A 25,278-nucleotide genomic window follows, 5' to 3' on the forward strand; every position below is an offset into this window, starting at 1 on the left:
GCGCAAGCCGCCCTTTTTTCTTTGGAGTTGGACCATGCCCCCTATCACTCTCCCTCTTCTGGCCGTGTTGTGTCTGACCGCCTGCGCTGCTGTGCAGCCCACACACAGCCTCAGTGGTTTTACCGCCACCCACACCCGCATGGCCGGGGCATCCATCAGCGTGCGCGACAGCCGGGGCGCGGTTGCCACCAACACGGCCGATTCCCAGGGTCGCTACCAGATCGATGTGTCGGCACTCACGCCCCCGCTGGTTGTGCTGGCGATGGAAGCGGGCGGCCACAGCTGCCGCACCAACCGGACACCACGCGCCCACTGCGTGACGGCGCTGGTACCCACCCTGCAAGCTGGGGCCAACACCGCCCACGTCAATCCACTCACAGACCAGATCACCTCGGACGTGGCCACCGCCCTGCGCTTCACCGGGCCGCAACAGCTGGCAGAGGCCCCGTCCGTGCCGGCCATTCCCCCGCAGGTCTACGCGAATGCCCTGCAGCACCAGCATGCCGGGTTTGGCGACGCGCTGGCCCAGACTGGTGGGCTGGATACCGTGCTGGCTGTCATCAACCACACGCGCGGTTATGACAATGACAGTGGCGAGGCATCGGCCACCGTCATCACCGACATGGGCTGGCGGCCCATTACCCACCCCTTTGCTGCCGACGCCAACGAACCCTTGCAGCTGGCGCGTACGCAGCAGCAGCTGGCGGCCATCCAGGCCGCCAGGATCCGTATCTTTATTGTGGGCGATTCCACCGCCGCCACGTATGAACGGCAGCGCATGCCGCGCATGGGTTGGGGCCAGGTGTTTGAAGAGCAGTTCAAGCCTGACAGCGGTGTGAAGGTGGTCAACGGTGCACGCGCCGGGCGCAGTTCACGCGACTTTTTTAATGGCGGCTGGTACCGCCAGATGGCGCGCTTCATCCAGGCGGGTGACTACGTCATCATTGCCCACGGCCACAACGACCAGAACTGCAACAGCCAGCGCCCCGTCCGGGGCACGGCCGATGTGGCCAACCTGTGCACCTACCCCAACGATGCGCAGGGCCAGCGCCAATTTCCAACCGGGCAGCCGCAGATGTCGTTTCAAAACTCACTGGAGGTCTATGTCAACGATGCACGCGCTCGGGGCGCCATCCCGCTGCTGATGACACCGACCACGCGTTTCCTGAATGCGGACCGCAAAACTGCCTACACAAACGGTGACACCCGGCCCGTGGTCTCACAACACCTGACGCGCCAAAACGCCGCCAGGGCTTATGCCTTCACCGGCGACTACAGCCAAACCATCAAAGACACGGCCCGCGTCAACGGCGTGCCGCTGATCGATCTGGAGGCCAAGACCATTGCCTTTGCCAACGTCCATGCCAAGGACTGGCAGGACTACTGGCTGGTGGTGGGTGACACCGAGAGATACCCCTGGTACGCCACACAGACCGCTGGCATATCTACCGCGCCGGACACCACCCACTTCCAGGAGGCGGGTGCGCGGGCCGTGGCTGCCCTGGTGGTCCAAGGCATCAGGGAGACACCAGCGCTGCTGCCCCTTGCCCAGCATTTGAAGCCTTAGGGGCCGTCAGGTCCACCATGGCATCCAGCGGAATCAGCGCACCGGGGTGCTGGATGACCCGTGCCGCCAGGCGGTTGCCAAACTGTGCCGCCACGGCCGGTGCCTGGCCGCTGAGCCGGCGGCTGAGGTAGCCCGCCGCAAACGAATCCCCGGCCGCCGTGGTGTCTACCACGCGTGGAACGTGTTCCGTGGGCACGGTCTCCCCACGGGCCACCCCCGCACGCACCAGGGTGGGTGCCGAGCCCCGCTTGATAACAATCTCTGCAGCGGGCAATTGCTGCGCGGCCAACACCGCGTCTTCCAGGGTGGGCAGGCCAAACAAGGCCTGGTGGTCATCGGCCGTGACCAGCGCCACGCTGGCTACCGCAAAGGCACGGATGAAACTGTCACGCGCGACCGCCGCGTCGGGCCACAGGCGGGGCCGGTAGTTGTTGTCAAACACCACCATAGCGCCACGGTCGCGCAGGGATTGCGCCAGCGCGAACAGGCGCTCACGCCCCTCAGGCGGCAGGATGGCCAGGCTGATGCCGGAGAAGTAGAAGGCGTCCCAGTCGGCGGCGCGCTGCTCCAGCGGCGTCTGCGGCACGTCGAAATAGGCCCGTGCTGCGCTCTGGTCGCGCCAAAAGCTGAAGCGTCGCTCGCCATGGGCATCCACCTCGATCTGGTACAGGCCCGGCAGGCGCCCGGGTATGCGGCGCACCAGCCCCAATTCCAGCCCCTGCTGCACCCAGCGGCGCATCAGCTCGGCGCTCAGACCATCGTCTCCCAATGCGGTGGCGTACCAGACGCTGAGCGCCTCCCCGCCGCAGCGGGCCAGATACACGGCGGTGTTGAAGGTGTCACCGCCATAACTTTGCTGCATGGCGCCAAAGGCCGTGCCGTGCAGCTCCAGCATGCACTCGCCAACCAGGGCAACCTTGTGGATTTTTTTCACGATAAATGTATTTTTTGAAACGCTGTTTCATTGTACTATCACCCACTTCAAAAGCAAGGCTTCCGCACCCGGCACATCCCCATGGTTTTTACTTTTCCGGATCACTGGATCAGCCCGACGCAATGGTTTGGTTACCTGGCCTTTGTGCTGGGCGTGGCCTCGTTTTTGCAAAAGAACGACCGCCGGTTCAAGTGGCTGATGGCGGGCGAATGCCTGGCCTATGTGGCCCACTTCCTGTTGCTGGGTGTGCCCACGGCGGCGGCCAGCGCCAGCGTCTCGGTGGTGCGCTCGGTGTTGTCGCTCTACACCCGATCGGTGTGGGTGGCGCTGGCTGTGGTGGCCGTGAACCTGGCGCTGGGTTATGGCCTGGCAACCCAATGGTGGAACTGGCTGCCACTGGTCGCGTCGTGTATCGGAACGCTGGCGCTGTTTCTGCTCAAGGGTATTCGCATGCGGGTGGCCATGCTGGCGGGCACGGTGCTGTGGATCACCAACAACGCGCTGGCCGGCTCCATTGGCGGCACGGCACTGGAGGTGGTCATCCTGCTGGTCAACAGCTACACCATCGCGCGGATGTTTAAGGCATCCCGCCCGCGCCCTCCACCTGCTGCAGCCACTGCGCAATCTCCGCAATCACCGCATCCGTAGCCGCGGCCAGGGCGCGCACACCGCCTTCGGCATCTGCACTGGCGGCCGGGCGTTGCACGATGAAGCTGCGCTGGGCCACCAGGCGCTGGCTGCCCTGTCCGCCCTGGCCCAGCGTGGCGCGCAGGCGCACCAGGCCGCTGCTTTGCTGCGCGGTCTCAAACAACTGGCTGAACTCGTCCAGCTCCAGGTGCAGCACCATGGCGGGTTTATCGGCCACCACACCTTGGGCGGCGTTCAGCACGGCGCGGCGCTGGCCCAGTTGTTCACGCAGGCGCTGGCGCAGCAGTTGGGCCGGTGTCATGCTCCAGCGGGCCAGCGCATAGGGTCGCAGCTGCTGGGCGTCGCTGTAGGCCAGGCGGTACAACACGGCGGTGCTGTCCAGTGCCGCGCTGGCCTCGGTATCGGCCAGCACCAGCGTGGGCAAGGGCGCCATGCGGGTGCTTGCTACCGTTGCAACCGGGCCGGGGCCAAAGTCATACACCGTGGCGCGGGGTTTGGGTTGCAGGGCTGTGCACCCCCCCAAAATCAAGACGCTTAAGCAAATAAGTGCTCTAGCCCCCGTGAAATATGCCTTAGTAGCTATACATTTCATAGCATTATCCTAGTAATCAATTGCAAGACGTGCCGCCCGGGGGGGTGTACTCATCGGGTGTTGGGTGCCGTAAAGCCTGGCTCACCCGGCCCCGGTGTGGCGGCGCCGCTGCCCAGCAGCAGCGACTGTGGGTTGTCACCCACCGCATCCACGGCCCGCCCCAGCTGGCGCACGGTGCGGGCGGTGTCGTCTGCGGTGCGGCTCAAGCGTGGCACCAGGGTGGTGTTGAGGGTCTGGCCCGTGGCCTGCAGGGCTTCGCTACCCTGGCTGATGTCGTCCAGTGTGCCGCCGGGTTCGGTCATGCGTTTGGACATGACCTTGAACGCATCGGCCGAGGTGCGCACCGAGTCTGCACTGTCGCCCAAGCGGTCTGAGGTTTCGCGCAGGCCCTTTAGCGTGACAGAGGCCTCTTGCGCCAGCGCTGGCAGGTTGGACTGGTTCGCCGTTTTGGCCAACTGGTTGATGGTGGCGGCTGCCTGGCCCAGGTTGTCTACCGCGTCCATCAGCTTTTTCTGGTTGTCCGGTGCCAGCAGCAGGTTGACGCGCTGGCTGGCGTCGTCCAGCTTGGTCAACAGGCCAGCGCCCTGGTCGGTCAGGCGCGACATCAGGCCCGGGCGCATGGGAATCCGCGCCAGTGTGTCACCCGTGCTGACCAGTGGTTCCTTGGATTCACCGGCGTCATCGAGCTGGATAAAGGCCAGGCCGGTCACGCCCTGAAAACCCAGCGATGCAAAGGTGGACTGGGTGATGGGCGCGCTGTCATCCACACCAATACGGATGCGCACATTGCCCACTGTGTCGGGATCCAGCGTGATGGACTGCACGCGCCCCACGGTGACACCCTTGTAACGCACGCCGGCCTGGCGCTGCAGGCCGGTCACACCCTCGCGGCTGGAGATTTCAAACATGCGGTGTTCACCGGTGTCGCGCGTCAGCCAGGCGGCCAGGGCCACCAGCAGGGCAGCCACCACCAGCACGAAGGCACCGGCGCCTATGGCGTGGGATTTGTTTTCCATCAGCTTCTCTTTCTACACGTCGGCCGGGTGCAGGCGCAGCAATTCCATCGCCCGCAGCCCCCGCCCACCCAGGAAAAAATTCCGCACAAAGGGGTGGTCAAATCCAATCACCTCGCGCGGCGGTGCATTCACAATCACATGCCGGTCCGCCACCACGGCCACCCGGGTGCTGATCTCGTAGATGGTATCCAGGTCATGGGTGACCATCACCACGGTCAGGCCCAGCTCCTGGTGCAGGGAGCGCACCAGGGCACAAAAGGCGTCGGAGCGGTCCGGGTCCAGCCCGGCGGTGGGCTCGTCCAGCAGCAGCAAGGGCGGATCCATGATCAGGGCCCGCGCCAGCGCCACGCGTTTGATCATGCCGCCGGACAAATCGGCCGGCATCTTGTGCGCATGGGCCGGGTCTAGCCCCACCATCTGCAGCTTGACCATGACGGCATCCCGCACCAGGTCTTCGGGTAGGGCCTTGAGCTCACGCAGCGGAAAGGCAATGTTCTCCAACACGGTAAAGGCCGAGTACAGCGCGCCGTGCTGGAACAACATGCCCACGCGGCTGGCGGCACCGGCGTGAGTCAGCTCGGCGGCCGGGCGGCCCAGCACGGTGATGCTGCCGCGCATGGGAGTCTCCAGCCCCAGGATCTGGCGCAAGAGCACGGTCTTGCCACTGCCCGAGCCACCCACGATGGACAACAACTCGCCCTGCGCGATGTCGAGGTTCAGGTCCTTGTGGATCAGCGTCTCCACACCGCCCACGCGAAAGCCGGACCACAGGTCGCGGATCTGGACGATGGGTGGCGGCGCGGATGGCGGTGTCAGATCGGTACTCATATGCCAACGTTCTTGAACACTACGGCAAACATCGCGTCCACCAAAATGACCATGGTGATGGAGGTCACCACCGATGCCGTGGTGCCCTCCCCCAGACTCTGCGTGTTGGGCTTGATGCGCAGGCCGTAGTGGCAGCCAATCAGCGCAATCATCAGGCCGAAGACCGCCGACTTGCCCACCGCCAGCCACAGGTTGGACACCTGCACGGCCTTGGCCAGTGCGGTCACAAAATAGGCCGGCGTGAGCCCCATCACCAGGTCTGATGCCAGCATGCCGCCCAGCAAGGCGGCCAACGTGGTCCACACCGCCAGCAGCGGCATGGCCACCACCATGGCCATCACCCGCGGCAGCACCAGCCGAAAACCCTTGGGAATGCCCATGACCTTCATTGCGTCCAGCTCTTCGGTGACCCGCATCACACCGATCTGCGCGGTGATGGCCGAGCCCGAGCGCCCGGCAATCAAAATGGCGGCCAGCACCGGCCCCAGCTCGCGGATCAGCGCCACCCCCAGGATGTTGACGATAAAGGCATCGGCCCCAAACTGGCGCAGCTGCTGCGACATCAGATAGGCCAGCACCACCCCAATCAAAAATCCCACCAGCGCGGTTATGGGCAAGGCCGTGGCGCCAATGCGGTACAAGTGGCCCGACACATCGCGCCAGGGGCCGGCACGCGGCGCACGCACCAGCTGGATGGCATCCAGCAGCAACTGGCCCAGCAGGCGCACGGCGCCCACCACATGTTCTTCCACCCGCACCACCACTGCCCCCAGGCGCAAGAAAAGATCCCACGCCGTCTGCGGTCTGCGCGGCGGCAGCACCGATGAAAACTGCGCCACCCGCTCCAGCATGGCCCGCTGCGCCGGGCTGGTGTGCGCGGTATCCGGCCACTGGCGGTACCAGGCGTTCCACAGCAACTGCGCACCGGTGTGGTCCATGCGCTGCAACTCACGCAAATCCCACTGCCAGTTGCGCCACTCAGGGGGCAGGGCACCCAGGGCGGCCTGCAGCGCGTCCCAGTGGGCGGGTTCGGCCAGGTTTTCGGCCGTCCACAGCCCCAACACGCGTGCCTGCATGCCCCCGGGGGCTGGCTCGAAAGCGATGCGGGGTTGGGTATCCGGCATGGTGGTGGCGTGGGGCTGGGTCAGTGGTATTGGGGTGGGCATGACATGGTACAGGCTGGCGCTATGATGCCTGCATCCACCACTTCACGCAGCAGGCATGTCCAACCTGGCAGAACAAATTCGCGAAGCGCTGGCCATGTTTGCGCGCAACGGCACAGAGCCAGCTTTGATTGGCGGCTTGGCGGTGGTTGCGCACCAGGTGGTGCGCGCCACCAAGGACGTGGATTTTCTGGTGGAGGCCGAAGCCGCGGACAAGGTGCATGGCGCGCTGCTGAATTTGGGTTATCAATGCCTGTACCGCAGTGAAGACGCCGCCAACTATGTGCGCGCAGCGGAGGGGCTGGATTTGCTGTACGCACACCGTCCCCTTGCGCGCCGCCTGCTGGCGCAGGCATCTGCGCGCGAGACCCCCATGGGCCATATGCGCATCATCAGCGTCGAAGGGCTCATCGGCTTCAAACTGCAAGGCTTCGTGAACGATGCAACGCGAACGCGCGACGTGGACGACATTCGTGCACTGCTGAAAATACACCGCGCTTCGCTCAACATGGATGAGTTGCGTGAGTACTTTGCCTTGTTCGACAAACCGGAACTCCTCAATGAACTTTTCGGATAACACCCCTGCACAGGCTGCAACGGCTCTAAGCCGTACAAAGGCAAGTGTTGTGCTGGCCCGCGAAGCGGGTGTTCCTTTTCAGCCGCCGCTAGGCACCGACTTCGGGATCGACCCCTTCGCCGAGTGGTTGAGCCTGATGGAGGTTGTGCAAATGCTCTGCCCCGTGTGGCCCGTGCGTGACAGCCCCATGCAGGGCAGGCATTGGCGGCTGTAACCTCGCCCATGCCATTCGGCAAAATGACACCCTAGCCCCCGTATTTGTTACACAGAATGCTATCAAAATAGCAGCAAATTTTGGAAACACCATGACCGACACCAGCTCGCCATTTACATCATCACCCGAGTTATCCGCCGAACAGCGTGGCCCGGTACTGTGGCTCACCATCACCCGCGAAGAGCGCCGCAATGCCATGAGCCACGCAGTGCTGGCCGGCATGGCCCAAGCCATCACAGCGGCGCAGACCCAGCGCAGCATCCGCGCCATCGTCATCACCGGCGCGGGTACCAAGGCCTTTTGCGCCGGAGCTGATCTGCAATCCGCCAACGCCTTCACCACCGACTACTCCGAGCCGCACGGCCACCTGGCCCAACTGCTGCGCGTGGCCAAGGCCAGCACCATCCCGCTGATCGCCCGCGTGAACGGCGCCTGCATGGCCGGCGGCATGGGACTGATGAGCATGTGCGACATGGCCGTAGCCGCCAGCCACGCCGTGTTTGGCCTGCCCGAGGTGAAGGTGGGTGTGTTCCCGGCCCAGGTGCTCAGCGTGCTGCAGCACCTGATCCCCCGACGCAAGCTGGCCGAGATGTGCCTGACGGGCGAGCCCATCACCTCGGCCCAGGCGCTGGAATACAACTTAGTGAACTACGTGGACGAAGACGTGGACGCCAAGCTGCAATGGCTGCTGGACCGCCTGCTGGACAAATCCCCCGCCGCCATCCGCCGTGGGCTGTACACGATGAAGAAGGCCGAGGCCATGTCGTTTGAAGAAAGCATGTCCTTCACCGAAAGCCAGATCGCGCTGTTCACGCTGACCGAGGATGCAAAGGAAGGGCAGAAGGCGTTTCAGGAGAAGAGGAAGCCGGTGTGGGCGGGGCAGTAGCCCCCATTGGGCCACTACTATTTTTATAGCGCCTCCGTTTCTATTGACGGGGGCTAGAGGCATATTTTGCTTGCAAACATTGCCAGAGAAGCTCCTCATGCCAATCAATTTGAACTGACTTGCCCGTTGAAACGCTCGCGCTCCCGCACGACGCGGTCCATGTTTTGATATTCAAGAACGAATAGCAGCTATGAACGCTTAATCAATTGCGTAACCCATCTCCCGCATCCACAATTTGCACCGTTGAAGGCTGTCGTACACAAGCTGCTCGCCCCGTACACAGTATGCGGATCGACAACGTGCAAACCCCAGGAGAAGAGATGACTGCATCGAAGACGCAGAAACTGCAATGGCTAGTGGCCGCTTTGAGTGTGGCCGTGGCGGGCTATGCGTTGATTGCCTACAGTTTGGTGCCGCTGGGCAATCTGGTCCATCCGCAGATGAAAGTGACTTTTGAAGCCCACCGTGTGGCCATTTATGTGCACATCTTCTGCTCCGTGTTGGCCATGGGGTTGGGGCCTTGGCAGTTCTTCAGTGGTCTGCGCGCGCGCCGCCCAGCATTGCATCGCTGGAGTGGGCGCATCTATCTGCTGGGCGGAGTTCTGCCTGGAGGCATAACCGGACTGTATGTAGCGGGCTTTGCCTTTGGCGGCACCTTCAATCAAATCGGTTTTGCTGTGCTGGCTGTGTTGTGGCTGGCCACGGGGTACCTGGCCTATGCCGCCATTCGGCGCAAAGACATTGCCGCCCACCAGCAATGGATGCTGCGCAACTTTGCACTCACCTTCGCAGCGGTCACGCTGCGCCTGTATCTGGGCGGGTTTGCCGCCGCAGGCATTGCCTTTGAGACCTTTTATGCCTGGCTGGGGTGGCTCTGCTGGGTACCCAATCTTCTATTCATAGAGTGGCGCATTCGCAGCAAGGCACAAAGCCATTTGCTCGCCGCCCACTGACCGGCATTTTCGATTGCAGGACGCTTACTTTGAAAGCGTAGCCATTTGGGATGGCAACGGACGCGCCTGTAACTGTATCGCCAGCCACTCTGCCTGGGGCGCAAACCGCTTCTCACCGGCAACCAGATCAAGCAAGCGTTCATTGCGACAACCCGGCTCAAACATCAAACACAGCGATTCCCATTGGGCGCTGTAGTTTCTATCGCCCATCAGTGCCTTGCGCAACACTGTCATGAACTGCGGCCCGCTCAGGCCAGACGCAGAATAGGACGCGAAGTAATACACCATGCCGCAGTCAAAGGGCTCGCGGTAGTTGAGCGTGCGTTGTGCGATCTTCTCTTGCATAGTCTGCGCAGACGCAAACTTCGAACACTCTGCCAACGCCTTCTGGACGATGCCCTTGGCTTCGGCCATTTGGATGACACCCGAGTCCAGCAGCACCAGGGTCTTGATGAAGTCTGCACTGCCTTCCGAGATAGTCCGCCCCTGCGGGATGGTGAACAAGAACTCGCTCTGCAGCTTGTGCGCCAGCTCATGCGCAAAGGTGCGCGGGAATACGGTTTCAAACTCCGCGACATGCTCTGGCCGGGGGTTGTCATAACTCATGCGGATGATGTTCAGCGCGTCGCCCCCAAATCCAAAGTAGCCCCCACTGTTGCGGGTTATCACTGCAACCACACCCACGTTCTGCTCGACGTCCACCGCCATGGCGGATTGGTAGAACGCGATGATCTTTGTAAACGACGACTGCAGGCGCTCCATAGTTGCAGCCGAGAAATCGGGGCCGAAGTAGACATTGCCCACGATGCGTGGGGCAGATTCATTGGTGAAAAATACCGCCTTGTCTGCGGTTGCAGCGGCCGGGATTGTTAACTCATCTGTATGCCACTTGCCATTCCACAGAATGTGCCGTGCCTTGACCGTGAAATCCGCCGCCGCGCAAGTACCGCTCGGTTTGAAGTAGGGCAGATATAGGTAGATACCGCCACCCTGCCGCGCGGCTTTCAGGTACTCCGCAGATTCATCAACCTCGGAGTTCAGCGGCTGAAGGTACAGCGCATCTGAAATGCGTTGGATGCCCAATTCTGGATTGAATGGGATGCCACCCGAAGACGCGCAATGCTTGCCGCCCACCGCAGGAATGAGTTCGATCTGGACGTTGTCCGCCCTTTCAGACATCACCACGCCTGGCGCCGCGTGGGCTGTTGAAAACAAGGCCAAAGCGCAGAACATGAAAACCGTGTTCTGCACGCGTTGGGCCGTGCGCAAGAAGCTATGCATGCAGATGCCGAGGGGGCTACTTCGGCAACGTTTTCCAAAACTGCAACAACGTCCGCAGCGCCTCTGGCTTGTTGATAGGCTCCCCCACTCCCCCCGCCTGGTTCCTGCTGTTCAGCCCATGGCACGACGCACAGGTGCGGATCTCCCCCGGCTGGAACGTGATCCAGTTACGCTCCCGCACCACGGCAGCGCCACTGGTATCGGTCAGCTGCCAGGTCATGGCGCGGCGCGCGGGCACAAAGGCCGCGCTGGAGCCATCCGCCGCCAGCTTCACGCTGCCGGTGGGGCCACCGGTGCCGCCCGGGTTCTGCGCCTTGGGGTCGTGCATGGCTTGCGCCAATACGCGCCGGCCGGCCTTTGGAGATGCCGTGCCGCCGTAACCGCGCACCTGGTCGGCTTGGAACATTTGTAGATGGGCCACGTTGTAGACCTTGCCACCATCACCCACCGTTTTCACGCCACCGGGCACCTGCAGGTTAAACGGTTGCTGGCGTTCGCCGCGGTCGCGGATGGTGTTGTTGCGGGTGACGATGAGCGCCAGGTCGTTGGCGGTGAGCCAGGCGCGCAGCTGGGACTCCGCCACGCCTTCCTCCTGCAGCACGGCGCTCTCCGGGCTCTCCAGGGCATCGGCGGGGCGTGTGGGCTTGGCGCGGGCGACCACCTCCACAGGGTCCAGCTCCCACAACACGCCATCAAAGTCGACCCGCGTATCCGGGTCCCAGTACCAAATGGCTTTGCTGGTGCCAGGTGTGATGGGCTGGTCTGCGGTGAAGACATCACCCGATGCCGCCATGGACTTGATACGCAACCGGTAGCGGTAGCGTGGGAATGCACGTGTTCCGTCGTTCTGCTCCAGCCGTGTCTCACTGGTGTGCACGGCCAGCAAGCTGCCGTCGGACGTGGGCAGCGGGTTGCGGTACATGCCGCTGTGGCCGGCAGCGGGCGACTGGCCATCCTCGGTATAACCTGCCGTTGCGGCATGGGTGACGGGTGTGATGACCATGACCTCGCCGTTGAGCGAAGGGTTGGCCGTCATGCGCACCAGCTGGTTGGCGCTGTTGGTACCAAACTCCCGGGCATGGGTGCCGTAGAACACGCCAGCACGTTTGGGGTCTTCGCGCAGGTGGAAGACACCGCCGTCGCCGCGCAGGTAGGTGCGGTTGGCATACACACTCTCGCGGCTGTAGTAGCTCAGGCTGGAGTCATTTTTAAAACTCGGCGGGATATAGGTACCGGCAATCTCGTGCCGGCCCACGTGGTTCAGCGTTTCTTCTGCTGTGCCGTCCTCGCGAATCTGCCAGGGCATGAACAGGTTGAAGGTGTGGCCGTTGACCTGGTTGGCCACGTTTTGTGCATCGGTACTCAGCCGTGGCTCGGGGAAGGTCTCGGTCTGCAAGGGCAGGCGCTGTGCGGCAGCCGATTCGCTGGCATACAGAAATGAGCCATTGGTGCCACCCACACGGTCGGCATCGGCCTGCTGGTCTTGCTGCAAATGGTCCCAGCGGGTGAAGACCACGCGGCCAGCGCTGTCGATGGTGGGGGTGAAGGCGCCACTGACCGCGTGGTTGAGCAGGCGCAGGTCGCCACTGTTGGGCTGCAGGCTCCAGATACCGGTGACCGTGGCTGCGCTTTCGTACTCGTCGAGCTGCGGGTACAAGTGCACTTCCCCACTGCGGGGCCGGTCCGATGTGAACAGGATACGTTCATCGGTGCCGTAGATGGGTGATATGTTGTTGAACGTGGTGGGCTGCCCAGCCACTTTGGTGATGGTGGCCGTTGCGCCTTTCTCCAGGCCGGTGACCTCGTACAGCTGCCACACGAAGTCTTTCCACTCGTAACGCGTGGTGATGGACCCCACCACCATGCTGAAGATGGCCTTGGTGCCGCTCCAATGCACAGCCGGTTCGCGCACGGCGATGGCACCCGCGCCCTGGAAGCCGCTGTTGCCAAAACCGGCCTCTTGGGTCAGGTTGCGCACGCTGCCGTCCGGGTAACGGATCATCAGGTCACCACCACGGGGAGCAGACTGCACCGTGCTCAGGTGGTTGCCAAAGGTGGACGTGCGGCTGGTAAAGCCCGACACCGGCACCTGGGTCACATACAGAATAGGGTTGACCACACCGGTGGCAGAGGCCGGTGCACCCACGGCATCCGCACCCAGCACCGTGTAGGCGTTGATACGGACACGCACATTGGTGTAGGTGCTGCCTTCAAACACCACCGAGCCCAGGGTGAGGACCTTGCTGGCGGGGTCAAAGGCATTGGCCTGGGCGGTGCCACCGTCCACCCCCAGCAGGGTGTAAGACTGCACGGTGACCGCGGCATTTTTGAAACTGCCCAGCCCCTGCACCACCACCTGGTCCATGGCCAGGTAGTTGCTCAGCGCGTTGAACGAATCGACGGCATGGGCGCCCAAGGGGACCGCTAGCGCCAACACTGCGGCGGTTGCCGCCCTCCATGCAAACCGGCTTCTCTTCAACATAACGGCCCCTCAAAAAGTTCTCGCAGAGTATCGGCGTGTTGTCGGCAGGCGCCACCCGGAAATCTGCAACATTCTGTAGCACGGCGCGCACAAAACGTGCATGCCAGTGGCAAATGGGTGTTCATTACGCTTACCCCGTGCATGCCAAAAGATTCACACTATGAGCATCTTTAAACCTTGCGGAGCTCAATCGTGAACATCACCGAATCCCTGTTGTATGCGCTCAAGGCGCATGGTGCCACCCGTGTGTTTGGCATTCCCGGCGACTTTGCGTTGCCGTTTTTTCGCATCATCGAAGAGTCTGCCATCCTGCCGCTGCACACCCTGTCACACGAGCCGGGGGTTGGCTTTGCTGCGGATGCTGCGGCGCGGGCCAATTGCGCGTTGGGTGTGGCAGCTGTCACCTATGGCGCGGGCGCCTTGAACCTGGTGAACGCGGTGGCGTCGGCCTATGCCGAAAAGTCACCGCTGGTGGTGTTGTCCGGTGGGCCGGGCCACGGCGAGGCACGGTCTGGCCTGTTGCTGCACCACCAGGTCAAGACACTGGATTCCCAGCGCAAGATATTTGAAGAGATCACCTGCGACCAGATCTGCCTGGACGACGCCGCGCGTGCACCGGCCGACATCGCCCGTGTGCTGGCCAGCTGCAGGCGCCACTCCCGCCCGGTATACATCGAGCTGCCCCGCGACATGGTGGCCGTTGAATGTCTACCTGTGCCGACCTTGCCAGCGCCCCCGCGGGATACCGACAAGCTGGACGCCTGTGTGGATGAGGTGTTGCAGCGCCTGGCCCGGGCTGCGGCACCAGTTTTGATGGTGGGTGTAGAGGTGCGCCGTTTCGGCCTGGAGGACAAGGTGGCTGAACTGGCGCGCCGCCTGGGGCTGCCGGTGGTCACCACTTTTATGGGCCGGGGTTTGCTGGCCGAGGCGGATGCCCCGCTGATGGGTACGTATATGGGGGTGGCGGGCCTGCCCGAGGTGACACAGCTGGTGGAGTCGTCCGACGCCTTGTTGATGCTGGGCGTTATCGTCTGTGACACCAACTTTGCCGTATCGCACAAGTCCATCGACATGCGCAAAGCCATCCTGGCGTTTGACGCACAACTGAGCATCGGCCACCACACCTACGCCGATGTGGGCCTGGCAGATTTGGTAGACCATTTGCTGCAACGGGTGCAGGCCACAGACACACACTATGCCGTGGCCCGCCAGGTGTTCCCGCGTGGGCTGGTGGCCGATGGCGCCAGCATTGCCCCACACGACATCGCCACTGCCATCAACGACCTGATGGCGACCCATGGCCGCATGCCTATTGCATCCGATGTGGGCGACTGTCTGTTCACGGCCATGGACATTGACCACACCGCGCTCTTGGGCCCGGGCTACTACGCCACCATGGGTTTTGGCGTGCCGGCTGGTCTGGGCCTGCAGGCCGAGACAGGCCAGCGCCCGCTGATACTGGTGGGGGATGGCGCCTTCCAGATGACGGGTTGGGAGCTGGGCAATTGCAGACGCTACGGCTGGGACCCTATCGTGCTGGTGTTCAACAACGCCCGCTGGGAGATGTTGCACAGCTTCCAACCGGAGTCCACCTTCACCGACCTGGACGAATGGGACTTTGCCCACATGGCCACCGGCATGGGCGGCGCCGGGGTGCGGGTGCAGACCCGCGCCGAGCTGCATGCGGCGCTGGACCATGCCATTTCCACACGCGGCCAATTTCAGTTGATCGACATCAGGATTCCGCGTGGTGTGCTGTCACAGGCCTTGCAGCGGTTTGTGGCGGGGGTGAAGCGGCTCAACGCGGTGGAGTAGGCCCTGGCCGCGGGACTGCTGTTCTTAAATCAGTAAAACAGCGCCCAACACACCCGTGCCCAAGAGCAGTGCGGCAATGGGCAGGGTGATGCGCCGCAGTTCGGCTGAACCAAGGCCTATGGCCATGCCGCATTTGGTCAGGGTGTTGGCCATGACCGCAATCACAATGGCGCGCGCGGCCACGTGCAGGCTGGATGCATCACCGCTGGCCAGATTGGCCATGGCCAGCGTGATGGCGTCTACATCGGTCAGCCCGGCAACGGCGGCCGCCAGGTACAGGCCCGCGTCACCCAGGTAAACCTGCGCCGCCTTGGATACCAGCAGGATGACACCAAACAGCAGGCCAAATTTGATGGCGGCGTCCAGCTCAAACGGGTTGCTGCCAGGCTTGACCTCGCCGCGCTCGCGGCGCCGGTTGCGCTGCCACAACCAGTAACACGCAGCCAGGCTGGCCACACACAACAAGCCAATGGCCCAGGCGATCTGGCGGCCTAGCTCCCAGCTGATCAACGCGGTCATGATGGCCACACGGAAAAACATCACCGTCCACGCCAGCACAATGCCCAGGGCCAACGCTGAAGCGTCTTCCCCCTCTTGGCGGCTACGCTGCGAGAAACCCAGCGTGACCGCCGTGCTGGAGGCCAGTCCGCCCAACAGGCCGGCAATGCCGATACCGTGTTCGGCCCCCACCACCTTGATCAGCAGGTAGCTGCTGAAGTTCAGCGCCGATATCAGCACCACCATCAGCCATATCTTGTAGGGGTTGATCACGTCCAGCGGTGCCGGTCCGTAGTTGACGTCGGGCACCAGGGGTAACACGATGAGGGTGACGATGCAGAACTTGAGTGTGGCCTCCACGTCCGTGCTGTGTATACGGCTGGCCAGCTGGTGCAGCCAGTCTTTCAGCGCCAGAAGCAAGGCCATGGCCACCGCTATCCAGCTCGCCAGTTGCAACTGGCCGTAACTGCACAGCAGGCCCAGCACAAAGGCCAGTAGCGCCGAGACCTCGGTGGTCACACCAATGTCGCCGCGCCGCGCTGTGACCACGTACATGGCTACAACCAAGGCCGCCACCGCGACAAACAAGGCTAGCGCCATCCACACCAGCCCCAGCTGTTCACCCAGAAACCCCGCAATGGCGCCGCTGAGCGCAATCAGTGCAAAGGTGCGCACACCGGCACCACCGTCGCCCCCCTTGGTGCGCTCCCGCTCCAGGCCCAGCAGAATGCCCAGCCCGATGGCCACGGCAAAACGAAGCGCCAGATTGGTGGGGTCCATAACGTGGTGTGTGGTCAGCAAAGTGGCTTGCATTGTCACCCAAGCGCAGACGGCGTTTTGTCAGCTTTGCGAGGGCATGCGTGGTTTAGGATGGGGCATGAGCGAAACCACGTTTGACTACATCATTGTTGGGGGCGGCACGGCCGGTTGCCTGCTGGCCAACCGACTCTCTGCGGACGCATCGAAGCGGGTACTACTGATCGAGGCTGGCCGCAAAGACGACTACCACTGGATACACATCCCTGTGGGTTACCTGTACTGCATAGGAAACCCGCGCACCGACTGGCTGTACAACACCCAACCCGACGCCGGGCTCAATGGCCGCTCCCTGCGCTACCCGCGTGGCAAAACGCTGGGCGGCTGCAGCAGCATCAACGGCATGATCTACATGCGCGGCCAGGCGCGGGACTACGACAACTGGGGCCAACTGGTCGGTGATGCGACCTGGGGTTGGGAGCACAGCCTGCCCTACTTCATGATGCATGAAGACCACCACAAGGGCGCCAGCGCGTTGCATGGCGCGCGCGGCACGGCCCCGGCGCTGATGCAGAAGGACGGCAGCCTGTACCGCAAGCTGCTGCGCCACCACAACGCTGGCGGCGAATGGCGGGTCGAGAAACAGCGCCTGCGCTGGGATGTGCTGGATGCCTTTGCCCAAGCCGCCGTGCAGGCCGGCATACCCGCCACCGATGACTTCAACCGCGGCGACAACGAAGGTGTGGGCTATTTCGAGGTCAACCAGAAAGCCGGCTGGCGTTGGAACACGGCCAAGGCCTTTTTGCGCCCCACCTGTTACGCCCGACCCAACTTCGAGTTATGGAACAGCGCCCAGGTCGCCAAGCTCTTGATAGAACCAGCAACTGGCAGCAGCCCCCTGTGCTGCACCGGTGTGCAGGTGTGGGATGGGCAAAGTATGGTCGATGCGACCGCCAAGGCGGAAGTCATCCTGTGCGCCGGTGCTATTGGTTCGCCGCAGATCCTGCAGCTATCGGGCCTGGGGCCCGCGCAGCGGCTGCAGGCCCTGGGCATAACGGTAGAGAAAGACCTGCCCGGCGTGGGCGAAAACCTGCAGGACCATTTACAGATCCGCGCCGTCTTCAAGGTGCAGAACACCACCACGCTGAACACCCAAGTGCAGTCCTTGTTCGGCAAGGCCAAGATTGGTCTGGAGTACGCCTTCAAACGCACCGGCCCCATGAGCATGGCGCCCAGCCAGCTGGGTGCCTTCACCCGCAGCGACCCCGACCAGCCCTACCCGAATCTGGAATACCACGTGCAGCCCTTGAGCCTGGACGCCTTTGGCCAGCCCCTGCATGGCTTCAACGCCATCACCGCCAGCGTCTGCAACCTGAACCCCACCAGCCGGGGCACGGTGCATATCAAATCCGCCAAGTTTGAAGACGCACCGGCCATTGCACCCAATTACCTGAGCACCGAGCAGGACCGCAAAATTGCCGCCGACTCACTGCGCATCACGCGCAACATCGTGGCCCAACCGGCGCTCAAGAAGTATCTGCCTGAAGAGTTCAAACCCGGCGTGCAGTTCCAGACCGATGCAGAACTGGCCAAACTGGCTGGTGACATTGCCACCACCATCTTCCACCCGGTGGGCACGACCAAGATGGGCCGTGCGGACGACGCCATGGCCGTGGTGGACGCGCGCCTCAAGGTGCACGGCGTGGCCGGGCTGCGCGTGGTGGACGCCGGCATCATGCCGCTGATCACCAGCGGCAACACCAACTCCCCCACGCTGATGATTGCCGAGAAGGCCGCACAGTGGATCATGGAAGACGCGGCACAGGCCGCGCAATGAAGGGTTAATCCCAATGCACACATGTGCCGCCGTTGGTACAGTTGCGGCACTCAAAGGTTAGACGGCAACTGCAAAGGGCCAGATGGAAGAAGCGAACCGAGGAGACGGTAAGCAACAAGCAACAATTTCTGCATCCACCTTGAGATGCAGCTCACAAAAGCACTGATCCAATCAGTGCTTTTTTTTCGTCATGACCAGACCCCATACCCCCCATACCCATCACGCAGCTACCTTGCTGATGTTCATCGTCTTGGGCGGTTGCACCGCTACGGCGGTTCAGCCCGGCATGTCACGCGCCGACGTGATCGCCCGCATGGGTCAACCCACGCGGGTGCAGCCCCTGGAGGCGGGCACACGGCTGCAGTACTCGTACCAGCCGGCAGGTCAACAGGTTTTCAATGTGGATCTGGATGCCAGTGGCCGCGTGGCACAGTTTCGCCAGATGCTGGTCGCGCAGGAGTTTCAGCGCATAGGCATCGGCCAGTGGACCCGAGCGGATGTGGAACACGCCTTCGGTCCCCCGGCTTTTGTCGAACATGCCGCCCACTGGCCGGGCGACATACTCACCTACCGCTGGTCCAATGGACAGGACATGTTTTACTGGGTCTACCTGGACGCCCAGAACGTGGTGCGCCGCGCGGAGCCCGGTGTGCAGTACTACCACGACGACTAAGCAAGACCACTACTGTCCGGTAAATTCTCCCAAAAAAGGGCTCAAACCTAAGCTGGCTGGGGGTTTCAAGAGGTTTTGTGATTCGGACGATTTCAAACGCGATTTTTTGCAGTTGCGTATCGTGACCTCATTTTTCGAGGTTTCCGCTCTATGCACACTGGCCGCACAGTATTTGCACAACTTCTCGAAGTGGTGCCATTCAAGCACTTCGAGCATCTCGTAAACAAATACCAAGCCAACCGCTGGACACGGGACTTCACCGCATGGAGCCACTTCATCTGCATGGCCTACGCACAGTTCACGCGCAGGGAAGGCTTACGCGACCTGATCGTGTGCCTGAACTCGCAAAGCACCAAGCTCTACCACTGCGGCCTACGTCAGCGTGTATCGCGCTCCACGCTGGCCGATGCCAACGAACGGCGTGACTCACACCTGTTCGAAGCACTGGGGCAACGCCTGATCGAAATCGCTTTGGATTTATACAAAGACCATGACATTAGCTTGAGTCTCAAGGAGCCGCTGTATGCCATGGACTCCACGACCATCGACCTGTGTCTTAAGCTGTTTCCCTGGGCGGACTTTCGGTCCACCAAAGCGGGTATCAAAGCCCACACCGTGATCGACCTACGGGGTGCGATTCCGGTCATGCTGTCGATCACCACAGGCAAAATCAGCGACGTGGGGCAACTCGATGCATTGAGACTGCCAAAGGGCTCCATCGTCGTGCTGGATCGCGGCTACGTGGACTTTGCGAGGCTGTACCGTTTGGTGCAACGGGAGTGCAGCTTTGTGGTGCGCGCCAAAGACAACCTGAGCTTCAATTGCCACGAAGCGCACGCCATCGATATCCAGGCCGGCGTGTACTCGGATCAAACCATTGTGCTGACTGGCGAACGCTCCAAAAATGTCTACCCCGCGCCCTTGCGCCGGGTACGTTTCTATGACGCAGTAAGTTGTTTGGAACTCGTTTTTTCTGACCAACCGCTTGGACTTATCCGCCCTCACCATCGCAGCCATCTACAAGCAGCGCTGGCAAATTGAATTGTTCTTCAAATGGCTCAAGCAGAACTTGAACATCCAGCACTTCTTTGGCAACTCTTTGAACGCCGTGCGTTCGCAAATCTGGATTGCGGTGTGTACTTATTTGATAGCCTTGGTCGCACACCACGGGCTACGCACGGAGTTGTCACTACGCAATTTCTTGCATCTGGTGGAGGTCAACATGTTTGAGAAAATTACTTTGGCTCAGATGGTCGACAACGCACTCAAAGATGAAAGCTTTGAAGAGCTGAAGTCGCAGGTTGAGCTATTCTGAAAATTGGTCAGAATTTACCGGACAGTAGTGGCCAAATGGGGCTTTAGCCCCCGAAAAATATACACCAATTGCTATATATGTTATAGCAACCCCTGGGATTACCGATCCTACTCGGAAGGCGCTGCGTAGGGGGAATCAACGATGCGGCGGCGGCCGACCAGGCTCCAGTCGGCCTGCCATTTCTTTTCTGCCTTGCGCCGCTCTGAACGGCTTTTGGACCCCAGGGCAACCGCAGTCGGCGCGTCCACCAGGTGGTAGCCTGCTGACAAGGCGGCAGCACCCATCATGCGCTCCAACGCATGGGCCAGTGTGCCGTCGACCTGTCCGGCCTCGGCCTCGAACAGGTCGTTCTGTAAGGACGTGCAGGCCAGCAATTTGGCCAAGGCCGCGGGCTTGAACCAGAACATGCTGCCCGCCGCAAACCAGGGCCGCGTGCGGTCCAGCCAGCCTTCACGCTCGCCCAGCTCGGCCGCCAGCTTCGCCACCCAGGTTTTGTTTTTCCAGATGAAGCGCTGCAGGTTCAAGGCATTGCCCTGTGGCGCGATCAGGCCCAACGATGGATAGTGGTCCAGGCTGTCGAGGATGCCGCGCAGTGCCTGCGGGGCGGGCAACAGACTCTTTATCAGGGACTGGCGCCACACGTGACCGTCTTCGCGGTGTACCGTCTTCTTGGAGTGCAGCTTGAGCACAGCGGCGTAACCACGCGCAATCAGCAGCGGCAGCAGCACGAACAACGGGCGGATATCGCGACCCCGGTTTTCCACCGCGAAGATTTCGGCGTGTGCGAACCGGGTTTTGACCATGGCCGACACCGTTTCCAACTGCTCGGCGGTTGTTGTGACCAACAGGTCACCGGTGAGGTCGGACGCCAAAAGGGCGGCCTCAAAATCCGGCCAGGTTTCTGCGTAGAACAGATGAATCACGATCGCACTGCGCGCGCCATCTGCGCCCGCAGCACCTGGCGCGCGTGCATCGGGTGCGGCCCAGGGCAGCGTGGCGGGCACGGGCTTGCGGGCGGTGTGCAGGCGCTGCACCTCTTCCAGCCAGGCACAGCCAAAGTGGCGGTCGGGCTCGATGTGGGCGCCCTCAGCCCATTCGTTCCAGGCGTTCACGAACACAAACTGCTGCTCGCGGGGGAGTGTCTCACGGGCGTAACTTGCGCAGGTGCTCAGCCACTCGCCAAACTCGGCCGGGTTGGCATCGGCAAACGAGAAACTGTTTGCCGTGCGCCGCGCCTCGTTGTCCCATGACGGAAACGCCGTGCGGTACAGGGGATAAGGCTCCTTGCCCCGGGTCATGGCTTCACCCGCGGCATCGGCATAGTTCCAGACCGTACCGGTGAAGCCACTGTTCCACAACTCCGGGGTCGGCGCGGATTCAATGCGGTCATGGATCTTGTGCGGTGGAAACTCCACGGCCGCGTCGAATCCAAGCGGGCGCGGGTCTGCCAGCCCAAAGGTTTGCGCGCACACCAGCCACAGACCCGGCAGACCCGCGGCTTCGGCCAGTTGGCGCCAGAGCGCCAGCACCTTCTGGGTGTCGGGGATCAGCCCCGGCCGGTACACCACCAGCATAGGCTTGCCGTTCACGCGTATGTAACGCGGGTCATTGAACAGCGGCAGCAAGTCATCAATGAACTGCTTCCAGCCATCCAGAGCATAAGTCTGCTGCAGGATGATTTCGGACTCGGCCCCATCCCAACGGCGCGTCCAGTTCTCATTGGCCCAGCACACACAAAAGGGCAGGTCGAGCTGGCGGTTGGCGGCAAACTGGTTGAGCGGCATTTCCAGCACACGCTCGCCACCAAACCAGTAGTAGTGGAAGCAAAAACCGCCCACACCATATTGTTTGGCCAGCTCCACCTGCAGGGCCATGGAGTCGGGGTTGCGCAGATCGTAGAAACCCGTTTCGGCCGGCAGGTGGGGCTGGTAATGGCCCAGGTACTGTGGCAGCGCCTTGGTCACATTGGTCCACTCGGTGAAGCCTGCACCCCAGTTCTGGTTGTTCACCTCAATGGGGTGGAACTGCGGCAGGTAGTAGGCAATGACTTTTGGGGCATCAGCAGCGGTTTCCAGCGCCTGCACCGGTAATTGACGCGGTCTATGCCATTGCGGGTGCGGTGCCTGGGCAAAACGAATGGCCGCAAGATACTGTTGTGCACCGGAATCCTGCGACGGTTGGCCAGGCTGCGCCAGGGATGTGGGGCGCGGCGCAGGAAGGAATCCCGCTGCCAGCTTGCCAATGCCATGCCACCCGGAGTCCTGCCAGGTGTTGGACACCTTCTGCCGCACACGGCCACGGTACTCAGGGCTGCGCAGCGCCTGGAGGCCAACACGGACAAATTTTCTCAACATCATGGAACGGTGAATCGGGCGAAGCTTGCAGAGGCGCGAAGTATGACATGGCGCTTTTTCCAAGGGCTGCAATGCGAGAATCAAAACATGGAAATGCTTGTTGTTGCGTTGGCCTCGCTCTTGGCCGGTTTTGTGGATTCGATCGTCGGTGGGGGGGGCTTGGTTCTGGTCCCAGCACTGTTTGCCACCTTCCCCAACGCCCATCCCGCCACCTTATTTGGCACCAACAAGGGCGCCTCGGTCTGGGGCACGGCCATTGCCACTGCGCAGTACAGCCAGCGGGTGCAAATGCGTTGGCATGCACTGGTACCGGCAGCCATTGTGTGTTTTGCAGCGTCCATGGGTGGCGCCTGGCTGGTCACCGTGGTGTCACCACAGTATTTGCGCAAGGCCTTGCCGGTGGTGCTGGTGCTGGTGCTGGGCTACACACTGGCCAAGAAACAGCTGGGGCGCGACCACACACCACGTTTTGTGGGCCAGCGCGAGGCTTTGATCGCCAGCGGCATTGGCGCGGTCATAGGCTTCTACGACGGTTTCTTTGGCCCGGGCACCGGCAGCTTTTTTGTGTTCCTGCTGGTGCGCCTGCTGGGATACGACTTCCTGAATGCATCGGCCAGCGCCAAGCTGCTCAACACTGCATCCAACCTGGCCGCTATCCTGTTATTTGCCTACAAGGGCCACGTGTGGTGGCACTTTGTGCTGGTGATGGCGATTGCCAATATCCTGGGTAGTCTGGCCGGCACCCACCTGGCACTGAAACACGGCACGGGCTTTGTACGGGGCGTCTTCATCGCCGTGGTGTCGGCGCTGATTCTGAAGACCAGCTACGACGCGTTCTTGCGCTGAGCGCAGCGGTCTTAGCGGGGCGCGCTAACTGGGGCGCTGGCTGGCGCAGCCGTGGCGCCGGGTGCCAAGGGCACAACGGCAGCGCTGGCACCGGCGCGTGGCAATGGCACCTGGGCGGCCACCAGCGGCTTGCCAATGGGCGCCATGGCCTGGCCCTTTTGCACGGCAGCCATGTCGTCGTCATTGGGATACTGCCCCATCAGCCAGTAATCGAAAACGCGCCGCGCAATGGGCGCAGCAGACCCGGAGCCCCAGCCGGCGTTCTCCACAATCACGGCCAGCGCAATCGTCGGGTTTTCGACCGGTGCAAACGCAACGTAGAGGGAATGGTCTCGTTTGCTCTCGTCGGCCTTGACACTGCTGTACTTTTCGCCCGCTCGCAGTCCGACGGCCTGCGCCGTGCCGGTTTTACCGCCACTGGTGTAGCCGGCACCGGCAAAAATCCGGGCCGAGGTGCCCTCCACCGTCACGCCGTGCATGGCATTGCGGATCACGTCCACATGCTCGGGCTTGAGCGGCAGGGGTTCGAGCGCATCACTGGCAACACGTTGGGTCGTATGGTGGACGCTGTCCTTGATCTCGCGCACCAGGCGTGGCTTGAAACGCAGACCACCGGAGGCGATGGTCGCGTAGGCGCTGGCCATTTGCAGCATCGTGAAGTTGTTGTAGCCCTGGCCAATGCCCAACGAGATGGTCTCGCCGGCATACCATTTTTGTTGCTCGGCTTTCTTGAACTTCTTGCGCTTCCATTCCTGTGACGGCAGGTCACCGGTGACCTCGCCCATCAGATCGATACCGGTGTGGCGACCCAGGCCAAAGGGCATCAACTGGTCGTGGATCAGGTCCACGCCCATCTCGTTGGCCAGGCTGTAGAAGTAGACGTTGGAGGAGCCAACGATGGCCAGGCGCATGTCTTTGGGGCCCGGGCGGTCGGCCTCGGGGCTGCCAAAGGTACGACCACCAAAGCTGTAGGTCAGGTTGTCCTGGATCACCACATTGGCGGCCCGCTTGCCACTATTCAGGGCCGCCATCGCCATCAGCGGCTTGTAGGTCGAACCCGGCGGGTAGGTGCCACGCAACGCGCGGTTCAGCAGCGGTTTGTCGGGGTCTTCATTCAGAGCGGCCCAGCTTTCGGTGTCGATGCCGTCAACAAACAGGTTGGGGTCGAAGGTGGGCTTGGACACAAAGGCCAACACCTCACCATTGCGCGGATCGATGGCCACCAGCGCGCCGCGGCGGTCACCGTACATGTCTTCTACCAACTTCTGCAGCTTGACATCGAGGGACAACACCAGCAGGTTGCCTGGCGTCGAGGGTGTGCTGGCAAGTTTGCGCACGGCGCGCCCACCGGCCGATGTCTCCACCCGCTCCACCCCGGTGGTGCCATGCAGTTCCTGCTCGAAGTTTTGCTCCACGCCCAGCTTGCCGATGTATTCGGTACCCCGGTAATTGGCCTGGTTGTCGTCGTCCTCGATCTTGGCTTTCTCGGCCTGGTTGATGCGCCCGATGTAGCCCACGACGTGGCTGGCCAGCTCGCCGTAGGGGTAGTTGCGGAACAGGCGCGCCTTGATCTCGACGCCGGGGAAACGGAAACGCTGGGCCGCAAAACGCGCCACTTCGGTATCGGTCAGGCGCGTGCGGATCGGCAGGGACTCAAAACTCTTGGACTCGTCCATCAGTTTCTTGAAGCGCCGGCGGTCCCGCGCCGTCACCTCCATCACCTTGCTCAACTCGTCAATGGTCTGCTCCAGACCCTTGGTCTTGCTGGGCGTGATCTCCAACGTATAAGCCGAGTAATTGCTGGCCAGCACCACACCATTGCGGTCCACGATCAGGCCGCGGTTGGGCACGATGGGCACGATGGAGGTGCGGTTGCTCTCGGCCTGCGCCCGCAGGTCGTCGTGGCGCACCACCTGCAGGTACACCAGGCGCATGGCCAGCAAGGAAAAACAGAACAGCACCATGACGCTGACCGCAAACACGCGGGTGCGAAAACGCGCCAGGTCCGCTTCGACGTTGCGTATTTCGGTCATGCGAAAACGG

General features: G+C 62.2%; 20 protein-coding genes and 1 pseudogene. 11 read left to right on the forward strand and 10 right to left on the reverse strand.

The genetic code is table 11. The features are described from left to right. Positions 1-34 precede the first annotated feature (34 nt). Complete coding sequence (locus tag HZ993_RS13395; RefSeq protein WP_209393242.1) at positions 35-1,567, forward strand: SGNH/GDSL hydrolase family protein; 1,533 nt, start codon at positions 35-37, stop codon at positions 1,565-1,567. Here the strand turns inward: HZ993_RS13395 and HZ993_RS13400 are convergent. Further along, positions 1,518-2,501 (reverse strand): sugar kinase, encoded by a 984-nt coding sequence (locus HZ993_RS13400; protein ID WP_209393243.1) that lies wholly within the window; start codon positions 2,499-2,501, stop codon positions 1,518-1,520. The two genes, HZ993_RS13395 and HZ993_RS13400, sit on opposite strands and share 50 nt — an antisense overlap. 81 nt (positions 2,502-2,582) lie before the next feature. On the opposite strand from HZ993_RS13400, the gene HZ993_RS13405 reads away from it, so the two are divergent. After that, positions 2,583-3,149, forward strand: a complete 567-nt coding sequence (locus tag HZ993_RS13405) for a YgjV family protein (protein WP_209393244.1) — start codon at positions 2,583-2,585, stop codon at positions 3,147-3,149. On the opposite strand, the gene HZ993_RS13410 is transcribed toward HZ993_RS13405, so the two are convergent. The 4 genes from HZ993_RS13410 to HZ993_RS13425 form a co-directional block, all read right to left on the reverse strand. Next, complete coding sequence (locus HZ993_RS13410; RefSeq protein WP_371816929.1) at positions 3,079-3,672, reverse strand: ABC-type transport auxiliary lipoprotein family protein; 594 nt, start codon at positions 3,670-3,672, stop codon at positions 3,079-3,081. The genes HZ993_RS13405 and HZ993_RS13410 overlap by 71 nt on opposite strands. 119 nt (positions 3,673-3,791) lie before the next feature. Continuing rightward, a complete protein-coding gene (locus HZ993_RS13415) occupies positions 3,792-4,757 on the reverse strand; it encodes an MlaD family protein (RefSeq protein WP_209393246.1) in 966 nt (321 codons plus the stop codon). Between the two features lie 12 nt (positions 4,758-4,769). Further along, the gene (locus HZ993_RS13420; protein ID WP_209393247.1) at positions 4,770-5,585 is read right to left on the reverse strand and encodes an ABC transporter ATP-binding protein; all 816 of its coding nucleotides are present in this window, start codon (positions 5,583-5,585) and stop codon (positions 4,770-4,772) included. After that, a complete protein-coding gene (locus HZ993_RS13425; RefSeq protein ID WP_371817001.1) occupies positions 5,582-6,709 on the reverse strand; it encodes an MlaE family ABC transporter permease in 1,128 nt (375 codons plus the stop codon). Before HZ993_RS13425 ends, HZ993_RS13420 begins: the two co-directional genes overlap by 4 nt. Before the next feature lie 97 nt (positions 6,710-6,806). Between HZ993_RS13425 and HZ993_RS13430 the strand changes: the two genes are divergently transcribed. From HZ993_RS13430 to HZ993_RS13445, 4 genes are all read left to right on the forward strand, one after another. After that, the gene (locus tag HZ993_RS13430) at positions 6,807-7,325 is read left to right on the forward strand and encodes a nucleotidyltransferase family protein (protein WP_209393248.1); all 519 of its coding nucleotides are present in this window, start codon (positions 6,807-6,809) and stop codon (positions 7,323-7,325) included. Beyond that, on the forward strand, positions 7,309-7,539 hold the full coding sequence (locus tag HZ993_RS13435; RefSeq protein ID WP_209393249.1) for a hypothetical protein: 231 nt from the start codon (positions 7,309-7,311) through the stop codon (positions 7,537-7,539). The genes HZ993_RS13430 and HZ993_RS13435 overlap by 17 nt, the downstream gene beginning before the upstream one ends. A 91-nt stretch (positions 7,540-7,630) precedes the next feature. Next, positions 7,631-8,425: an enoyl-CoA hydratase/isomerase family protein gene (locus tag HZ993_RS13440; protein WP_209393250.1), complete on the forward strand. Its 795-nt coding sequence runs from the start codon at positions 7,631-7,633 to the stop codon at positions 8,423-8,425. 320 nt (positions 8,426-8,745) lie between these two features. Beyond that, positions 8,746-9,378, forward strand: a complete 633-nt coding sequence (locus HZ993_RS13445; RefSeq protein WP_209393251.1) for a DUF2306 domain-containing protein — start codon at positions 8,746-8,748, stop codon at positions 9,376-9,378. 24 nt (positions 9,379-9,402) lie between these two features. Here the strand turns inward: HZ993_RS13445 and HZ993_RS13450 are convergent, their stop codons facing one another. Further along, complete coding sequence (locus HZ993_RS13450) at positions 9,403-10,659, reverse strand: hypothetical protein (protein ID WP_209393252.1); 1,257 nt, start codon at positions 10,657-10,659, stop codon at positions 9,403-9,405. Between the two features lie 16 nt (positions 10,660-10,675). Further along, complete coding sequence (locus HZ993_RS13455) at positions 10,676-13,141, reverse strand: hypothetical protein (RefSeq protein ID WP_209393253.1); 2,466 nt, start codon at positions 13,139-13,141, stop codon at positions 10,676-10,678. A gap of 192 nt (positions 13,142-13,333) precedes the next feature. Here HZ993_RS13455 and ipdC point away from each other — a divergent pair, with 192 nt between their 5' ends. Further along, positions 13,334-14,956 carry an indolepyruvate/phenylpyruvate decarboxylase gene (gene ipdC / locus HZ993_RS13460; RefSeq protein ID WP_209393254.1) on the forward strand — a complete coding sequence of 541 codons (1,623 nt, stop codon included), beginning with the start codon at positions 13,334-13,336 and terminating at the stop codon, positions 14,954-14,956. A gap of 24 nt (positions 14,957-14,980) precedes the next feature. Here ipdC and HZ993_RS13465 read toward each other — a convergent pair whose 3' ends face one another. Further along, the gene (locus tag HZ993_RS13465) at positions 14,981-16,234 is read right to left on the reverse strand and encodes an MgtC/SapB family protein (RefSeq protein WP_209393255.1); all 1,254 of its coding nucleotides are present in this window, start codon (positions 16,232-16,234) and stop codon (positions 14,981-14,983) included. Positions 16,235-16,331: 97 nt separating this feature from the next. On the opposite strand from HZ993_RS13465, the gene HZ993_RS13470 reads away from it, so the two are divergent. From HZ993_RS13470 to HZ993_RS13480, 3 genes and pseudogenes are all read left to right on the forward strand, one after another. Then, positions 16,332-18,047: a GMC family oxidoreductase gene (locus HZ993_RS13470; protein ID WP_209393256.1), complete on the forward strand. Its 1,716-nt coding sequence runs from the start codon at positions 16,332-16,334 to the stop codon at positions 18,045-18,047. Between the two features lie 190 nt (positions 18,048-18,237). Then, positions 18,238-18,720: an outer membrane protein assembly factor BamE gene (gene bamE, locus HZ993_RS13475; RefSeq protein ID WP_209393257.1), complete on the forward strand. Its 483-nt coding sequence runs from the start codon at positions 18,238-18,240 to the stop codon at positions 18,718-18,720. Between the two features lie 150 nt (positions 18,721-18,870). Further along, positions 18,871-20,035: pseudogene (locus tag HZ993_RS13480) on the forward strand (IS4 family transposase). A gap of 107 nt (positions 20,036-20,142) precedes the next feature. Here HZ993_RS13480 and HZ993_RS13485 read toward each other — a convergent pair. After that, on the reverse strand, positions 20,143-22,392 hold the full coding sequence (locus HZ993_RS13485; protein WP_209393258.1) for a glycoside hydrolase family 99-like domain-containing protein: 2,250 nt from the start codon (positions 22,390-22,392) through the stop codon (positions 20,143-20,145). A gap of 84 nt (positions 22,393-22,476) precedes the next feature. Here HZ993_RS13485 and HZ993_RS13490 point away from each other — a divergent pair, with 84 nt between their 5' ends. Further along, positions 22,477-23,235: a TSUP family transporter gene (locus HZ993_RS13490; protein ID WP_209393259.1), complete on the forward strand. Its 759-nt coding sequence runs from the start codon at positions 22,477-22,479 to the stop codon at positions 23,233-23,235. 11 nt (positions 23,236-23,246) lie between these two features. Here HZ993_RS13490 and mrdA read toward each other — a convergent pair whose 3' ends face one another. Next, positions 23,247-25,268, reverse strand: coding sequence for a penicillin-binding protein 2 (gene mrdA, locus HZ993_RS13495; RefSeq protein WP_209393260.1), 2,022 nt, complete (start codon positions 25,266-25,268; stop codon positions 23,247-23,249). Positions 25,269-25,278 lie beyond the last annotated feature (10 nt).

The sequence above is a fragment of the Rhodoferax sp. AJA081-3 genome (assembly GCF_017798165.1).
Classification (GTDB): domain Bacteria; phylum Pseudomonadota; class Gammaproteobacteria; order Burkholderiales; family Burkholderiaceae_C; genus Allorhodoferax.